At 40.1% G+C, this 18,425-nt stretch carries 9 protein-coding genes; 7 read left to right on the forward strand and 2 right to left on the reverse strand.

Features of this window, described 5'->3' with window-relative positions; genetic code table 11:
- The first annotated feature begins 16 nt into the window (after window positions 1–16).
- The 5 genes from IV512_RS08465 to IV512_RS08485 all read left to right on the forward strand — a co-directional run bounded on the left by IV512_RS08465 (window position 17) and on the right by IV512_RS08485 (window position 8,645).
- Window positions 17–2,866: a SusC/RagA family TonB-linked outer membrane protein gene (locus tag IV512_RS08465; protein ID WP_209402357.1), complete on the forward strand. Its 2,850-nt coding sequence runs from the start codon at window positions 17–19 to the stop codon at window positions 2,864–2,866.
- A gap of 19 nt (window positions 2,867–2,885) precedes the next feature.
- The gene (locus IV512_RS08470) at window positions 2,886–4,610 is read left to right on the forward strand and encodes a RagB/SusD family nutrient uptake outer membrane protein (protein ID WP_209402359.1); all 1,725 of its coding nucleotides are present in this window, start codon (window positions 2,886–2,888) and stop codon (window positions 4,608–4,610) included.
- Window positions 4,611–4,672: 62 nt separating this feature from the next.
- Window positions 4,673–5,698: a DUF5627 domain-containing protein gene (locus IV512_RS08475; protein ID WP_209402361.1), complete on the forward strand. Its 1,026-nt coding sequence runs from the start codon at window positions 4,673–4,675 to the stop codon at window positions 5,696–5,698.
- Between the two features lie 9 nt (window positions 5,699–5,707).
- Window positions 5,708–7,297, forward strand: coding sequence for a carbohydrate binding domain-containing protein (locus IV512_RS08480; RefSeq protein WP_209402362.1), 1,590 nt, complete (start codon window positions 5,708–5,710; stop codon window positions 7,295–7,297).
- Between the two features lie 172 nt (window positions 7,298–7,469).
- A complete protein-coding gene (locus IV512_RS08485; RefSeq protein WP_209402363.1) occupies window positions 7,470–8,645 on the forward strand; it encodes a glycoside hydrolase family 5 protein in 1,176 nt (391 codons plus the stop codon).
- 45 nt (window positions 8,646–8,690) lie between these two features.
- Here the strand turns inward: IV512_RS08485 and IV512_RS08490 are convergent, their stop codons facing one another.
- Complete coding sequence (locus IV512_RS08490; RefSeq protein WP_209402364.1) at window positions 8,691–11,687, reverse strand: DNA polymerase III subunit alpha; 2,997 nt, start codon at window positions 11,685–11,687, stop codon at window positions 8,691–8,693.
- Between the two features lie 116 nt (window positions 11,688–11,803).
- The gene (gene dinB, locus IV512_RS08495) at window positions 11,804–13,018 is read right to left on the reverse strand and encodes a DNA polymerase IV (protein ID WP_209402365.1); all 1,215 of its coding nucleotides are present in this window, start codon (window positions 13,016–13,018) and stop codon (window positions 11,804–11,806) included.
- Between the two features lie 621 nt (window positions 13,019–13,639).
- Between dinB and IV512_RS08500 the strand changes: the two genes are divergently transcribed.
- Both IV512_RS08500 and IV512_RS08505 read left to right on the forward strand, forming a co-directional pair.
- Window positions 13,640–16,693, forward strand: a complete 3,054-nt coding sequence (locus IV512_RS08500; RefSeq protein ID WP_209402366.1) for a TonB-dependent receptor — start codon at window positions 13,640–13,642, stop codon at window positions 16,691–16,693.
- A gap of 12 nt (window positions 16,694–16,705) precedes the next feature.
- The gene (locus IV512_RS08505; protein ID WP_209402368.1) at window positions 16,706–18,352 is read left to right on the forward strand and encodes a RagB/SusD family nutrient uptake outer membrane protein; all 1,647 of its coding nucleotides are present in this window, start codon (window positions 16,706–16,708) and stop codon (window positions 18,350–18,352) included.
- The last annotated feature ends 73 nt before the right edge of the window (window positions 18,353–18,425 follow it).

Genomic DNA, 18,425 nt, shown 5'->3' on the forward strand with positions numbered 1-18,425 from the left:
TCAATAACCATACTTTATGATACAATTGAATACACTTTTTAAACTCCTTTTCAGTGGATGTCTCTGTATGCTTTGGTGCCTAACCGTAACGGCCCAAACTATAGATTCTACCAGTACGGTCGTTATACAAAACCAACCTGAGAATTTAGAATTAAACCTACAAGAGGATATAAATTTAGGTTTCGAGACTGCTACAAAGCACGATATTGTAGGGTCTTCATCAACCGTTAAACCAGGTGATTTTCTAAAATACGATACGACCCAATGGGTTCGTGATGCTTTAAGCGGAAGATTGACCGGTCTACAGGGAGGTAGCAGCATAAGAGGTTTAGGTGATGCCTTGATCGTAGTCGATGGTATTCCGGGGCGTAGTATAGATTTACTCAATATGGAAGAAATCGAAGAGATAACTATTCTCAAAGATGCCAATGTATCTGCCCTTTATGGCGCAATGGCGCGAAATGGTGTTATAGTTGTTACCACAAAACGTGGTTCGACCGAAAAACAATTTAATATTAGTGCCAGTACCGGGGTAAGACTTCCTATTAGCATGCCCAATTATTTAAGTTCTGCAGACTATATGGAGTATTTTAATGAGGCACGCGCCAACGATGGTCTAGGTGAAATATATTCCACTGAACAAATTCAAAATCATAGAAGCGGCGCGAACCCCTACAGATACCCCAATGTAGATTTTTATAATGATGGCAATTTTAACCCACTTACGCCTTATGCCAACGTAACAGCTGATTTTGCGGGCGGTTCTGAAAACACCAAGTTTTATATCAACTTAGGTTTCAAATCAGACGGTAGCTTTCAATCGGTAAGTCAAGAAAATGACAAAGGAGCGAAAAGGTTCAATGTTCGTGGTAACATAGATTTTAAAGTAAACGATTGGATCAAAAGTAGTTTAGATGTAGTCGCCATTATTGATAAAAACAGAACCTCACGTAGTAATATTTATTTATCTGGCAGTACAATAAGGCCCAACCTATACTCCCCTTTATTACCTATCAGTGAGATAGATTTTTCAGCAAATCCTGATTTACGTGGCATCGTTGACGCTGCCAACCAATACGATGGTTTTCTTTTAGGAGGAACGCAAGTCTTTAATGGTGGTGCCATTGCAGATATTTATGCTGGCGGTTACCAAACCAATATGACACGTATCAGCCAGGTGAACAACGCTATTGATTTTGATTTGGGCGCACTTGCCAAAGGCCTTTCGGCAAAAAGTTACGTCAGTTTCGATTTTTATAATGCGTATAACTTAAGTGTGCAAAATGCGTATGCAGTCTACGAACCTACTTGGAACGATGATAACAAAATTATCGATTTGATCAACGTAAGAGATAACGACCTCAAAGACCAAATAGAAACCGTAAACACCAATATATTTACGATCAGATATGGTTTTTACGGATTGTTGAACTATGAAAGACAACTGAACGAAAACCATGCGATCGATGCGTCGCTCATCGGGTTTGCCAACAATACTTATGTGCGTTCTGAACAACAATCGGCTAAAAACAGCCACGTGGCGTTAGGCCTAAACTACAATTACAAGAAAAAAATATACGGTAACTTTAGTGGTGCCTATGTAAACTCTGTTAAACTCGCAGACGGTAATAGGGCAAAGTTCGCTCCTACCCTTGGCTTAGCCTATGTGTTAACTGAAGAGCCTTCTTTAAAAGAATCGTCTTGGCTGAACTACTTTAAATTGAGAACATCAATGGGTGTAGTGTATTCAGACCTTGGTATTCAAGACTATTTCTTATACGATGCTATCTATCAGCAAGAAGGAGGCGGCTACAGCTGGGGCGATACCAATGGAGCTGGGTATAACAATGCATCTACCAAAATTTTAAGGGGTCAAAACCCAAGTTTAGACTTTGAAAAAAGAACGGACTACACCCTAGGTTTTGAAGCGCTTTTATTTAATAAGTTTTGGTTAGAGGCCAATGTTTTTCAATCGATTATCGGTGAACAGGTCATTAGGGCTTCTACTTTGTACCCTGATTACTATAATTCATTTAGGCCATACAGTAATTTTAATAAAGACCAGTATTCCGGATTTGAAATTGGGGTTAACTATCATACAAAGACAAAAAACTCCACTATCGATTTAGGGGCCAGGGCTCTGTATACCACTTCTAAAAGAACGGTAGTAGACGAGGTCTATCAAGATGAATATCAAAATAGAAAAGGTACTCCCGTAGATGCTATATGGGGGCTTGAATCACTGGGCTTATTCGATGTAGACGAATTTAATGATGATGGTTCTTTAAAAGGAAATCTACCTACGCAATATGGTACGGTGAAACCAGGTGATATTAAATATAAAGACCAGAACGGAGATAATATCGTGAACGATCAAGATATCGTTCAAATCGGTCGCTATGCTTCACCATGGAGTTTTGGCTCAGATATTACATGGTCGTACAAAGCTTTTACCTTTTTTGCACTTTTAACTGCAGAGCTCGGGCGTGACGGAATTTTATCGGGGGATTATTATAGACCTCAAGGCGATGCAAAATACTCTGAAGTAGTTGAAGGCAGATGGACGGAGGCTACCGCCGATACGGCAACTTTCCCTAGACTTTCATCTACCGGAAATACCAATAATTTTGAAAAGACATCTACTTATTGGATGTATAGTCATGACAACTTCAGAATACAGAGAGTACAGTTAACATTTGATTTGCCCAATCAGCTGGTAGATAAATTAAAAATGAAGGACATTAACCTCTTCACTTCGGTATCTAATTTGGCAGAATTTTCAAAGAACAAGGATATCAGGCAATTACAGTTAGGTTCCAATCCAATGTTCCGCTATTTCTCCTTCGGGGCAAGAATGAAGTTTTAATGTAAAAAAGATTTTTCTAATGAAGAATATACTTAAAAATATTACCCTTTTCACCTTGTTCTCATCCTTCATGGCTTGTAGTTTGGTCGAACCGGTAGATGAAAATCAATTGGGCGAGGATCGTTTGAATTTTGACCCTGCCTTTGCAGAGGGCGTATTGCTCAATGCGTACGAGAATATGGTAAACCAGCTTTCATTTACCGATGTGGCGACCGATGATGCCGTTCATAATTATTTAAGCGGTTATAGAAGAATGGCTACGGGGGAATGGAATGCACAGATGCCGTTTACCAGCAGATGGGGGCAGTATGAACATGTATTGTACGCCAACAAGTTCATTACTTTAATTGATGAGGTCGTTTGGAAACGAGATGAAGAGACCAACGAACTTTTTAAAGGCCGTTTATATGGTGAAGCAGTGGCGCTTAGAGCGCTTAGACATTTTTGGATTCTTCAAGAACACGGTGGCATTGGTAGGTCGGGTGAACTCTTAGGCATTCCGTATATCACCGAGTTTTACGAATTTGATGCCGATTTCAATACGCCTAGACTGGGCTTTGAAGAAACTGTTACCCATATTATAGCCGATTTTGATGAAGCCCTTGAATATTTACCGATGGATTATGATGGAGATTTGGCAAAGAGACCTTCAAGATATAACGACTCTGATGACGATAAATACCAATTTGTATTCGGAAAAGATCAAGATTTACGAATAAACGGTAGAATTGTAAAAGCCTTTAAGGCAAAATTATATTTGTTGGCTGCAAGCCCTGCCTACATGAACGGTCAAGGTGGTTATTATCAAGATGCCGCGAACATTCTTGCCGAATTATTAAATGATATCGGAGGTGTAGGTGGTCTTGACCCTAACGGACATTTTAATTTTTATGAATTTCCGATTGGCACAAGAAATTTTCCAGAAGTGCTTTGGCGTAGTAATGCCTCCACTTTTCAGACATGGGTAGAAAGCCAGCATTTTCCGCCTTCCTTAAACGGCAGTGGCCAACTTAATCCATCTCAAAATTTAGTGGAGGCTTTTCCTATGTTAGATGGTTTCCCCTTTTCAGAATCACATCCTGATTATAACGCCGATAACCCTTTTGAAAATAGAGACACACGACTTCAGCGATACATACTTTACAACGGTAATGATTTGAACGGAAGAGTGGTCAATATCAATAGTTCAGGTGTTGACGGTATTGATCAGGTTTCTCAACGTTCTACCCGTTCCGGTCATTATTTAAAAAAACTACTTGATCAAAATGTTAATATTAGTGCAGATGGTAGTATTTCCGCTTCCGAAAAAATAAACATTTATGTTCGTTATACCGACTTGTTTTTGATGCTCGCCGAAGCGGCAAATGAAATAGGCGGTCCAGACCAAGCCGTAGAGGGTATGTCTGCCAGAAATATTTTGGGGGCCATAAGAGCACGTGCGGGTATCGGTCTTGAAAATTCAGATGCCTACTTGAGTAGTATTGCCTCGCAAGAAGATATGAGAAACTTAATTCGAAACGAGCGTCGATTAGAACTTTGCTTTGAAGGACATCGCCTGTACGATTTAAGAAGATGGAATATTTTCGATGCAACACCTGATGCTACGGGCTTACAATTCGACGGTGGTGAATACACCGAATTTTTGGTCGAACCACGATTGTATAATGCTAATGCAAACTATGCCCCAATACCTCAAAACGAGATAGTAAGATTTAACCTTATCGAGCAAAATCAGGGCTGGTAAAATATATTATAAAGAGATAAATTTAAGCTTCGGCCAAAATGTTAATTTAATTTTTTCATTTTATGAACACAAGATATTTCATTGCGCTATTAACAGGCCTAGTTTTGGCATCGTGTAGCAATTCAGAAACTGAATTTGATGACTTTGAGATTCAAACTGTATATTTTCCGTATCAAACACCGGCCAGAACCCTAATATTGGGTAATTATGACCAAGGCATCAATGAAAGTGATAATGCGTATCGTTTTGAGATTACGGCTTTAATGACGGGGGTATATTCTAACGACAACGAAAGAAAAGTTCATTTTGAAGTTGACAATGATCTCTTGACAAATGTAGCTAATGTACAGCCTTTACCGGCCGAGTATTACACATTTGAGAGCATAAGCCCGGTCAGTATTTCACCTGGCGATACGAAAGCGCGTATTCAAGTGCAGTTATACGAAGAGTTTTTTAATGATTCGCTGTCTTTTGGAGAAGAGAATACCACAAACTACGTAATACCACTTCGAATCACGCAAGCGGACAACATTGATAGCATACACTCAGGTAGAAGCTTCGAAGGCATTCCTGATCTCGACAGGGCAAATGCTGCACATTGGGACATCCTCCCTAAAGATTATACGTTATTCGGAATAAAATACATGAACCGATTTCATGGAAACTACCTAAGAAGGGGAACGGACATGATTACCTCCGGAACCCCCATATTAGGCAGAGAATACAACGCCGAATTTACTATAGATGACGAAATAGCTTTTGTAGAGACCAGTGGCTTTAATAAAGTTCACCTACAAAATATTATTGGTAGAGGAGAGAATTCTAGCCCTGGCAATGTTGATATGGAACTTTCATTTACCGATGATACCTGTACAATTTCCAGCTATAAAGATGACCCCTACGATATAAGTGGTACGGGTCAGTTTGTTGAAGGAGGAGATACCTGGGGAGGCAAACCTAGAGATGTTATTTATTTAGATTACACCTATACGGATGCCGATAATTCAGAAACCCATGCTGTCAAAGATACTTTAGTGATTCGTGACAGAACAGCTGTTTTTGAGGAGTTTGAAATTGAATTAAACTAAAATTGGAAAATGGAACATATTCTAAATTTTACACATAATAAAGTTACGTTGCTATTAATGGCATTGGTAATTTCAATCTTTTCTTCTTGCGAGAGCGATGATGAAGGTGAGATAGAGAACGCTTCTACAGTACATATGAAAACCTTGCCTAAAGTGGCGTATGTATTGGGAGAGTCGTTAGACTTGTCTGACATAGTAATTTCTATGGATAGGGATGGCGGTATCGTAGACATTCCTTTTACTTCTTTTGGCGCTGAGAATATCACCACAGATCCTACAGATGGTACCGTGCTTGACTTTTCGCATCAACAAATTACTATAAAGGTCGGAGATACAGGAAAGGGATTGATACAAGCTATTAGTGTTACCAATAATGTGGTCGCCCTTGAGGTGAAAACCAAGGCCACTGAAGATTATGTAAACGGTCAAGAACTAGATTTATCGAACATGGTCGTAACCTTGGTAAAAGAAGATGGTACCAAAAACGACGTCGCTTTCAATGATTTTGGCACAGAAATTCAAACATCTCCCGTGAACGGAACTATTCTTTCCATAGAAAACGAAGAGGTCATTGTCACCTACCCATCGACAAAGGCAGAGATAGCCCAGACCATTCAGGTTGTGCCATTTGCACCTTTGAGCGGCACAGTTACAACACCACCAACAAATACGGAGTACGAGGTTGGGGAAAGGCTAAATTTAGAAGGTACGGTGCTAACATTTTCTATCGCGAGCGGACAAGAAGTCATAGTCCCCTTTGAAAATTTTGAAGCTTTTGACCTCATGGCAAACCCGGTAAATGAAGCCAAATTACGCGCTTCGGAGACTGAAATTCTGATTTCACATTCCACCAATGTTTCGGTTGCAATTCCTATTATGGTAAATAGGCCAATAATTGATGTAATGGCCATCGAAACCAAACCTGAAAAAACGTTGTATACCGACGGGGAAACAATTGACCTTAAAGGGTTATCGCTTAGACTTTCTAGATCGGGCAAAGATGACCTCATCGTTTCAAGCGATGATTTTGAAATTTATGAAATTGTAACTACTCCGGCCCAAGGAGAGGTTTATTCTGCCGGCACTAATGAAATTGTAGTATCCTATCCTGATTTTGTAGATACGGTTTCGATATCATTGGGATCAGAAACTATTTATGAATCAGATTTTTCTGGTGGTCTAGATGGTTGGCAGGCCAATCAAAATGGTGGTGGTTCGGTAAACACATTGATCGAAGATGGTAATTTAGTCGCAAAAGATATTGTTGTCGGCGCTAACCCATGGGATGTACAATTATTCAAACCCTCGTTAACCTTAGAGAAAGATGCGAAGTACAAACTTACGACCATCGTGAAAGCTTACCCTGGGCAAGGTGATTTTTGGTTCTCACTATCTGTAGGTGATGGTACCGGTCGAGATGGCTGGCAAGCCTATGATGGTGGTGGCGGTGTTTGGTTGGCCGGTGATACGGAATATCAAACCTATGAGAAAGAATTCGTAATGGGTCAAGAAACTACAGATGGAGCCCGTGTGCTTCTTGATATTGGAAATCAAACGAACGGTGTAATGGTACAATATGTTAAACTCGAAAAACTATAACTAGTTGAGTGTTAGTTGAAGTAGCCTCTAAATTAGTTTTTAACTATTTGTTCTAGTTAGAAACTATATTCTAAAGACCGATTGACAATAGTCATCGATCGGTCTAGAGGTTGCATATTGAACACAGTAAGCGAAAATCTCCTACCTCTAAGACATTCCAAAATCAAATCAAATGAGAAAAGCAGTACTAATTTTCATCATTTTGAGCATCAAGTTTAGTTTTTTTATGGCATGTGCTCAATCTGAAAATAATCAAACGGTCATACCATCCGAAGATATCGATATGCCCGATACCTCAGAAAACCCAGATACCGACCAAACTCCCGAAAGTTCTGACACTCTTAATCTGACTTCAAAAGACTTTGTACTCGACATGGGGGCCGGTTGGAATCTTGGCAACGCCATGGATACCGAAAACACTGACGAAACTGCCTGGGGCAACCCTTTGACCACTAAGGCAATGATCGATGAAATTGCCAAAAAGGGTTTTAAGACCTTGCGACTACCCGTGACCTGGAGGTTTCATATGGGTGCCGCTCCTGATTATACCATTGAAAAAGAATGGTTAGATAAAGTAGAGAACATTGCAAATTTTGCCCTTGACAACCAGATGTATGTGATTATCAATATTCATCATGACGAGGCATGGATCATACCTACCTATGAGAAATCGGAATCGGTAAAAAATCAACTAGCAAAAGTTTGGACTCAAATAGCTGAGCGATTTAAGTCGTATGATTATCATCTCATTTTTGAAACACTTAACGAGCCCCGTCTCGAAGAATCACCTGAAGAATGGCAGGGCGGCACTGCCGAGGGTCGAGAGGTCGTTAACCAATACCATCAAATCAGTTTAGATGCCATAAGGGCAACAGGTGAAAACAACACCAGCCGAAAAATTATGGTTTCGACCTATGCCGCAAGTAGCGACCCTAGAGCATTGAACGATTATAGAATACCGAACGGTGATGAGAATGTAATTGTTTCGGTTCATAGTTATTTCCCTTATTTGTTCGCTCTTGAAGGAACTGACCCTACATGGGGCAATGAAAACGACAGAGCCGAATTGTTACAAGAGTTTGATAAAATCAATAATCAATTGGCTACTGATGGCCGAGCCATTGTAATGGGCGAATGGGGCTCTACATTTAGCGACAACGCAGATGACCGTCTTGCTCATGCCGAATTTTATGCAAAAGCTTGTGCAGAAAGGGGTATTTGCCCTATTTGGTGGGATAATGGAAATTTAGACGAATTCGGTATTTTCAATAGAAGAGAACTGGTTTGGGCCCGACCGGAAATAGCTGATGCCATAGTACAAGCAATAGAAAACGCTCAATCAGAATAGAAAATCAAAAATGTACAATAACCATTTTCAGCGGGCTTTAAATAATCATTTCTTAGAAAAAACCTTCGTACTCGTCTTCATATCGGCATATCGAGGGTCTTGAATATAATCTTGTTTTTGCATCTTGATTACCTCTATGCTCAAAAACCCGAATTCACTTACCACCTTACCGTAAAAACGATAGACCCCTTTGCCCCTAAAACTAAACTTGGCCGCCACTGGCGGAAATAATACTACATCGAACACCTTACCCTGTTGGTCGACCAAAGTTGCAAAATGCATACGCTTACCATCATGGGTACTCGTATTCTTTACGGTGACCAAGTACCCGTAGATATCGATATGGTGGTTTAAAAAACGTTCGAGATCATCGGCACAACGATTATTCTTGAGAGGTTCGGCCAACAATTCAAACGGACTACATAAGCAAAACCCCAACAACTCTAATTCAGTAAAGGCCATTTCTAAATCTGTCGTAGTCAGCTGGGGTATTTTAAAATTCTGATGCTTGGGCGGAAACAGTTTGGGGTGGTCTATTTTGGTATTTTTATTGAGAAATAAATGGGCTTTCCATAACAATTGGTGTTTGTTCACCCCCGTAAACCGAAAGGCATTGATACGAAGAAGAATACTTACCTGCTCTATCGAAATGCTTACCCGATCTAAAAAATCTTCAAGGGAGGCAAATTTGCCGTTCAAAGACCTCTCTTTCAAAATACGTTCCGATATACGGTTCTCAAGTTCACGCAGATAACCAAAGCCTAGATAAATATCATTCCCATAGATTACATTGGCATTCAGGCTTTTATTAATGCATGGCGCGTGTATGTTGCCTCCTAACATTCGTGCCTCATGCACATAAAACTCCGCGTTATAAAATCCGCCACCATTATTAAGTACGGCCACCATATATTCCAACGGAAAATACGCCCGTAAGAAAAGTGTCTGATAACTTTCTACCGCATACGATGCCGAATGGCCTTTGGCAAAAGCATAACCGGCAAAGCTGGCAATCTGTTCCCATACCTCAAAAATCACACTGTCAGGCTCTCCCTTTTTTCGGCAATTATCTATGAACTTCAAACGTACTTTCTCAAACTCTTCACGTGAACGGAACTTTCCGCTCATTCCACGTCTTAGTATATCGGCCTCGCCCAAATCAAGATCGGCAAAGTGGTGGGCCACTTTAATTACATCTTCTTGATACACCATTACTCCATAAGTGTCGGGCATAATATCCAACATAACGGGGTGACCTTTCTCTTTGGCCCTATCTTCATTGCGATGCCGTAAAATATATTCACGCATCATACCGCTTTTTGCCACTCCGGGCCTAATTATTGAACTAGCAGCTACCAAGCCTAAATAATTATCAACTTCCAATTTTCTCAAAAGCATACGCATGGCAGGCGACTCTACATAAAAACAACCCATACATTGAGCGCTCTTGACCAACGCGTTTACCGACCGATCAGTCTTAAACTTACTGATATTATGAATGTCAAAAGTGTCGATTTTATGGGGTTGGTTATAGCTGATAATATCCAGTGTCTGCCGTATTTTGGCGAGTCCGCGTTGACCAAGAATATCGAATTTGAAAAGCCCCACATCTTCTGCAATGACCATATCAAACTGAGTAGTCGGAAAACCTTTCGGGGGCAAATGGCTAGCAGCGAACCAATGTATTGGCTTTTCGCTGATCAAGATGCCGCCGGCATGAATACTCAAATAATTGGGCATACCCATAATCAACCGGCCATATTTTATCACCAACCGAGAAATATCATCTAACTTGTTATAATCGTACCGACCCTCACATAGCACATCTATTTCGTTTTTAGGCAACCCGAACACCTTGCCCAATTCTCGAATTACGCCCCTCTCTTTAAAAGTGACATAAGTGCCCAATAATGCCACATTTTCAAAACGTTCAAAAATGTACTTGGTCATCTCTGGGCGGTCATGATGAGAAAAATCAATATCAAAATCAGGCGGATTGACCCGGTACAAATTGATAAAGCGTTCAAAGTACAGATCGAGTTCTATTGGATCTACATCGGTAATTCGCAATAGATAGGCTATAATACTATTGGCCCCACTACCCCTGCCGACATAGAAAAAACCTCTTCTGCGCGCTTCGGAGACAATATCCCAATTGATAAGAAAGTAGGAAACAAAACCCATTTTCTTAATCATATGCATCTCTTTATTCAATCGCTTCGTAATACCCTCTCCACCGTTTGGGTATCTGTAAGGCAAACCCTCTTCACACAGTTTTTCCAACAAAGCTTCATCCGCTTTATCAGTATCTAAATATCTTTGTAAATTCTGAGAGCGCCTTTTCGAAGTAAAATCGTAATGAATCTCACATGAATTCATCAAACGTTCGGTATTCTCTAAAATATGGGTGTATTCAGAAAAGGCCTTGGCCAAATTAGGTATAGAGAACATTTTTTGGTCTGCGCTAGCTTCTTCAGATCTATCGAGCTTACTGAGCAGCACATTATTGTCTATGGCGCGTAATAGCCGATGGGCATTGAAATCGTTTTTATTTCGAAAAGTAACAGGTTGCTGAACCACCAGCTTATGTTTCAATCCCGCTAATTTTGAAAAGGGCAACTTTCGAAGGTCGGCAATCGATATACCTATGTATTCATTTTCGTTAAGAATAACTATTTCGTTAAGTAATGCTTTTTCAAAAGGATACACTACATAGGCGTGTTCAAATTTGGGGGCCACCGATGGCAATTGTTTTTTTTTATGCAAATGATCGGAAAGAAAATTATTCAACTCAAGATACCCTTCATTATTTTTAGCAATACCTATAAAACACTGTTCTACTCCGTTTCGAAAATCAATTCCTAAAATAGGGCTGATCCCATATTCGGAAGCCAGACGCACAAAATTGAGACAACCTGAGGTATTGTTGATGTCGGTCAACACCAATTTGGTCACTTCATTTTCTTGGGCAAGACATAAGAGTTCTCTTTCGGAAAAAGTTCCGTAACGAAGACTATAATATGTATGACAGTTTAGGTACAAATGTTTACTGTTGGTTAATAGAAATTACAGCGTAATCAGCACTTTTAATTGACAGCAGCTCTACCCTACCGCACAATGAAACATTTACGAAAGCTGATAACCTAACGCTTAACGGGCTACTGTTTTCGGTGTGCAAGTACAATCGGTGGCCGACCATCGAACGGGTTTTGCATTCGGCCGATGGTTCGTGCGCCCATGGCCGAGGCACGAATCACACTCTTATCACCATAGCGTTTTCGAATATGATCCATCGCATGATATAGATTTAAAATCTCTTCGGTATCGTCAAAAAGATTGATTTGATAATTGCCCGACACCAAATGACTGAACCGAATACCTACCAATCGCACCAACAATCTTCGATTGTACAGTGTTTTGAACATTTCCAGAATTTTAGGAATCAATATATGATCGGCACTGGTATAGGGAATACGTAATTGTTTCGAATAAGTATTAAAGTCGGAATATCTGATCTTGACCGCAATGCAGGCCGTTAACTTTTCACCTCGGCGTAGTTGATAAGCCAAATTTTCGGTCATGGCTATAAGAATGCCCTTCAGTTTTACTATATCAATAGTGTCTTTATCAAAGGTACGCTCGGTAGAAATAGACTTACGGTCACAAAACGGAATTACCGGGGTGTGATCAATGCCATTGGCCCTTTTCCAAATGACCCGCCCATTTTTGCCCAACACACGTTGCATCACATCAACGGGCATTTCTTGTATAGTGCGTACCTGTCGCAACCCTAGGTTTCGAAGGGTCTGATACGTTTTATCGCCTACCATGGGTATTTTTTTTATGGATAAAGGCGCAAGAAAAGTTTTTTCGAGTCCGTAATCTATCTTTAGCTGGTTATGGGGTTTAGCTTCGTTGGTTGCTACTTTAGAAACTACCTTATTGACTGAAAGTCCGAAAGAAATTGGTAACCCCGTATTTTTTTCAATACGTTGCCGCAATTCAGAAGCATACTTATAACAACCAAAAAAGCGGTCCATTCCCGTTAGATCGGCGTAAAATTCATCGATACTTGATTTTTCAAAAAGGGGTACCTGTTCTTGTATAATTTCGGTAACCGCATCGGAATACTTGCTATACGTACCGGCGTTGCCTTTAATGGTAAACGCTTCAGGACATAGTTCTTTCGCCATTTTCATGGGCATACCCGAATGTACGCCATAACCACGGGTTTCATAACTACAGGCCGCCACCACGCCCCTATCGCTCAAACCACCAACTAACAAAGGTTTGTTTTTGAGTTTGGTATTGATGAGTCGTTCTACGGATACAAAAAATGTATCAAGATCTAGATGTAAAATGGTCTTCTGCATAACTATCGTAGGAATGGACAGCTAAAATATGGAATAATTCCATTTATTGGGAATAAATCCTAATTTTGAAGTAAAGTTTAACAGAGACTATATAAGGGAGCACATCAGCCGAATAGTCTCTATCAATACATGAGACTTATAACTTAATGAGCTACTTTTTCACCGTCTCGATAAGCTTATAAGCAGTATCAATAATTTTCATGTCTTTAAATCTTCTCCTCCATCAAAATGTACAATGGGCTAAACTTCTTCAAAGATTAGCTGGGCCATATCGTCTACTGGAAGATTTAGTCATCAAGACGCATAGCATCTCCGATAGTCGTCATAAATTAAAATTATAGAAATTCAGGACCTGACCAGCATTCATCAAAAACCATTATCAGTACTGATAGAATCGGTTTATTTACCTAAAAGTTAAGACTATTGAAATGCTTTAAAATGACAAAAATTTAAAATGAAAATCTCTAAATCAGAATGTTAATCAACAAAAGCGTAGGAAGTAAACTACTTTTACAATCAATAAGTGTTAAAATTACACATTTTTAAACCTTTTATTTAATAGCTATAGAAAAAATTCATTATTTAGAGGTGTTTAAACTACACTTAACTAAACTTTTTGTAATGAAAAACCTAAAACTTCTTCTTGTCGCGATAGCGCAGACCAGAATAAAATTCTGGATGCTAGCGATATTTATTCTTTTCACATCCATAACTTGGGCACAAGAAACCCAAGCAGTTAATGGTACTGTAATCGACGTGTTGGGACAACCTCTTGCAGGAGCCAATATTCTTGAAAAAGGCACTTCGAACGGTACTCAAACCGATTTTGATGGAAATTTCACCATTCAAACATCAAACGATGCTGTTCTTGTTGTTTCCTACATTGGTTTTTTGAGTAAAGAAATAATCGTAGACAATCCAGCTAATATGAGCATTACCCTTGAAGAAGATGCCGCATTATTGGATGAAGTAGTTGTTATTGGCTACGGACAACAAAAACGAAGTGACATTTCTGGATCGGTTTCCGAAGTACAACAAGAGGAAATTGCCAGAAACCCGACTCCAAACCTGAGTAATGCTTTAGTTGGCCAAACCACAGGTATAATAGCAACTCAACGTTCAGGTGAACCGGGTAGAGATGGCTCAAATATTCTTATACGGGGTATAGGCACGACCGGCGACGCTTCTCCAATTTATGTAATTGATGGTATTGTACGCTCTGCCCGTGATTTCTCTCAACTCAATTCAAATGAAATAGAATCATTTTCCATTCTAAAAGATGCAGCAAGTGCCGCAGTTTTTGGAGTAAGAGGGGGTAACGGAGTAGTCTTGGTCACCACTAAAAGAGGTAAAGCAGGTAAAATGAGCATACGTGTTTCTTCAAGTCTCGGAGTACAAGAGCGAACAAGAGAACCCGACTTTCTTAATTCTTACGAATATTCTAAACTATATAATGAAGCATTGGTGAATCAAGGTGATGAGCCCATTCATTCAGCCGAAGATTTAGAAAAATTCAGAACCGGTAGTAACCCCGATACACACCCTGATGTCAACTGGTTTTCTGTCTTGAACAACACAGCACTACTGCGTACTAATTCAATCGATGCCAGTGGCGGAAGTGAAAAACTCACATTTGCGACCTCGTTCGGGTATTTGACTCAAGATGGCCTAATACCGTCCGATAATTTTAAGCGATATAACTTTCGTTCCAATATCGATGCCAATGTGACCAATACAACCAAATTGGCTTTTGATATTTCAGGAAGAAATGAAAATATCAGATCCGTGAGAGACCCTGAAGCTATCAGATGGGTCGCCTCTGCCCCACCCAACCAAAGACCTATTCAATGGTCGAACGGTACATATTCTAGCGGGCCTGCCTATTTAACTTTACCTGAAAACGGCTACAGAAACGAAATAAACCAGGTCTTCAAAGGTAGAATTCAGGTAGACCAACAATTGCCTTTTGCCCCTGGGTTATCGATAAAAGGAGTTGCCTCTTATGATAAAACGTTTTCCGATAACAAAAATTGGTCTTATGCTCAAACTCCATTCTATGCAAGACTGGATGATGGCACCTTTGAAGAGCAACCAATTGGGCAAACATCCTTATATGAAGATCATGAAGATTACCAATCTATAACTTTAGAAACACATTTGAATTATGTAAACAGCTTTGGAAAAAATGACCTGTCTGCATTATTGTTATACACCCAGACCAAAGAAAAATGGAATTTTATAAGTGCCTTTAGAGAAGGGTATACCCTTGCTATCGATGAATTGAACTTCGGAGGTGCCGAAAACAGGAACAATGGCGGTTATTCTGGTACAAGTGGTCGACAAGGTGTAGTGGGAAGGTTAAATTGGACCTTTGATGAAAAATACATTCTAGAAGGAAGTTTTAGAGCTGACGGTTCTGAACAGTTTGCATCAAATGAAAGGTGGGGTTTCTTCCCTTCCGGCTCTTTGGCTTACATCGTTTCTAAAGAGTCTTTTTTGAAAAACTCGTCTGCAATCGATTTTTTGAAGTTTAGGGGTTCTTACGGTATTTTAGGAAATGACCGGTTAAGATTGAACAATCAAGACCTACGCTTTCTCTATTTGCAATCTTTCGATGTCTCGGGCAATGCCGTGTTTGGTGACGGCGATGTACAACAGGCTATCGTAGAGGGTCGCTTGTCTAACCCATCGGCCACATGGGAAACCGTAAAAAAGTTGAATGTTGGTATGGATCTGACATTATGGGGCGGTCAACTGAGTTTGTCCACAGACTACTTCTCAGATAAACGTAGTGACATTTTGGGCACCAGAAATTTATCGATCCCCAGTCTGCTGGGCATAGGTCTACCGGTAGAAAATCTGGCTAAGGTCAACAACAAGGGTATTGAAATAAGTCTTGGTCATAAAAACAGTATAGGAGAAGATTTCTATTATACCATGAAAGGAAATTTCACCTATGCCAAAAATAAGATTGTATTCATTGATGAGCCGGAAACCGAAAATCCGAATATAAGAAGAACAGGTTTACCATTGTTCACGCAATTCGGTTATCAGGCATTGGGCCTATTTCAAACGGAAGAAGAAATAAATAATGCTCCTACACACTTCGCAGATACTTCTCCGGGTGATATAAGGTACAAAGATGTAAACGGAGACGGTCAAATAGATGATAATGATCGTGTCGCCATCGGTAGAGCCAATACACCTGAAATCATCTTTGGGTACAGCTCCAATTTTAATTATAAGAATTTTGAGCTATCCTTTTTGTTGCAGGGCGCTACCAACGTAAATCAATATTATAGCGGTGAAGGTGCTTGGCCATTTTTCTTGGGCACTGCCGGGGCATTTCAAAACAATTTAGATCGTTGGACACCTGATAACCCAAATGCATCTGAACCAAGAGTACTGATCAATGCAGATAATAATCACAGGGGTTCATCTTTCTGGTTGAAAGATGCATCTTATGTTCGATTGAAGAATGTAGAATTAAGCTACAACCTTCCATTAGATAAAATAAATCAGAAGTTATTGACCGGAGTTCGGTTATATGTTAATGCCAACAATGTAGCAACTTGGTCAAAAATAGATAATTATGACCCAGAGAATGATAATGGAAGAGGTTGGGGCTATCCTCAACTCAGAATTTGGAACCTAGGCATAGACATTAATTTCTAAAACTGAATGACCATGAAAATTTATAAAAGATATTATACGCAAAAGCTCTTTTTACTGACATTCGGATTAATGACCTTAATCGGCTGTGAAAAAGATATTTTAAATCAAATTCCCAAAGACTCCCTGACCGAAAGTTTGGTTTGGGAAGATGCACAAGGAGCTACTCAGTTCGTAAATTCGATGTATGGCAGTATGCCTTCTGGGTTCGATCGAAATTACGGGGGTTGGGCCAAAGGTTTGTATATACTTGATGGTACAACTGATGATGGTGAAGTAAGCATGGGGTGGACCCATTCCAATCAATTGCAAAGCGCCGACTTTCTTCCTAGCAATGTGCCTTGGGGAGAAACCTGGGCAGATTACTATGGCCTGATCAGAAAAACCAATGTAGCCCTAGAAAACCTTGACAATCTCGAAGATGAAGAAACAAGAAACAGTTTAGTTTCGCAAGTGCATTTTCTAAGGGCATTCATGTATCATGAGTTATTACGATTATACGGTCTAAAATCAGAAGGCTCTGAAGCCACCGGAATACCATTGATTGACAAAAGTCTAAACCCTGATGATGACCTACAAATACCTCGGTCTAGTTATGATGCCGTTGTAGATTTTATAGTTGAAGATTTAGACAAGGCTATTGCTGCCTTACCGAGCAAACAAAATGCCGATGCCGGTAGAGCTACCGTCGGGGCCGCATATGCTCTAAAGAGTAGAGTTTTACTATATGCTGAAAGATGGGCCGATGCTGCGGAAGCGGCACAAGAGGTTACAGGCTACTCCCTTTTTCCAGACTATAGAACGCTGTTTTTGACCAAAAACAACGAGGAAATTGTTTTCGCCAAAAAGTTTCAGTACCCTGATAAGCACCACCAATCGAATGCTGGAGGTACTGCTGGCGCAGGGTGGGACGTTTATAATTCACCGAATACCTTCAAAGGCCCGAGCGATGCTGGGTGGGGCGGTAATTTACCGACCCAAAATTTTGTTGATGCCTACGACGTGATAGATGGTGAACCTCAGGAATCTTCCCCGCTTTTTGACCCCAATAACCCATGGGAAAATTTAGACCCAAGGTTTGAGGCTACGGTTGTGCACGATGGCGCTACCTTCAGAGGTCGTGAAATTGCACTTCATGAAGATGGGGCCGAGGGGCAACCAGATGTCTTTATGAATACCGGATATTTTCTTAGAAAATTTCATAACGAAGATTTAATCATCTACTCTCAGTCGAGTGACCAAGATTGGATTTTCATAAGGTATGCCGAAGTTCTTTTGAATTATGCCGAAGCTCAAAACGAAGCAGTAGGTCCAGATGGATCAGTATACGACGCCATCAATCAAATTAGGCAAAGGGCAGGAATGCCAGCCTTACCCGGCGGACTTTCTAAAGACGATATGCGCGAGAAAATAAGAAATGAGCGAAGAATTGAATTGGCTTTCGAAGAGCATCGCTTTTTTGATATTCGAAGATGGAGAATTGCCGAAAACTTGCTGAACGGCCCTCTTTTAGGAATGAAAATTGAAAAAGATGGGGACAATTATACCTATACCAAATTTGAATTCGAAGAAAGAAATTTTCCCGAAAAATTATATGTTTTGCCTATTCCTCAAGATGAAATAGACAAGAACCCGGCCGCCAAGCAAATTAACGGGTGGTAAACTTAACAGATTACAAACTCTGATAAGAGAGATATAAAGATTGCTAGTTTGAGTTAGTTTTTTTTAGGCAAGG

The organism is Pseudozobellia sp. WGM2 (assembly GCF_017810075.1).
In the GTDB taxonomy this organism is placed as follows: Bacteria; Bacteroidota; Bacteroidia; order Flavobacteriales; family Flavobacteriaceae; genus JADNYK01.

Coding starts and splice junctions, on each gene's coding strand:
- IV512_RS08470 (WP_209402359.1), top strand. CDS start 2,886: ATGAAGAATATACTTAAAAATATTACCCTTTTCACCTTGTTCTCATCC.
- dinB (WP_209402365.1), bottom strand. CDS start 13,018: ATGCAGAAGACCATTTTACATCTAGATCTTGATACATTTTTTGTATCC.
- IV512_RS08505 (WP_209402368.1), top strand. CDS start 16,706: ATGAAAATTTATAAAAGATATTATACGCAAAAGCTCTTTTTACTGACA.
- IV512_RS08465 (WP_209402357.1), top strand. CDS start 17: ATGATACAATTGAATACACTTTTTAAACTCCTTTTCAGTGGATGTCTC.
- IV512_RS08500 (WP_209402366.1), top strand. CDS start 13,640: ATGAAAAACCTAAAACTTCTTCTTGTCGCGATAGCGCAGACCAGAATA.
- IV512_RS08475 (WP_209402361.1), top strand. CDS start 4,673: ATGAACACAAGATATTTCATTGCGCTATTAACAGGCCTAGTTTTGGCA.
- IV512_RS08480 (WP_209402362.1), top strand. CDS start 5,708: ATGGAACATATTCTAAATTTTACACATAATAAAGTTACGTTGCTATTA.
- IV512_RS08485 (WP_209402363.1), top strand. CDS start 7,470: ATGAGAAAAGCAGTACTAATTTTCATCATTTTGAGCATCAAGTTTAGT.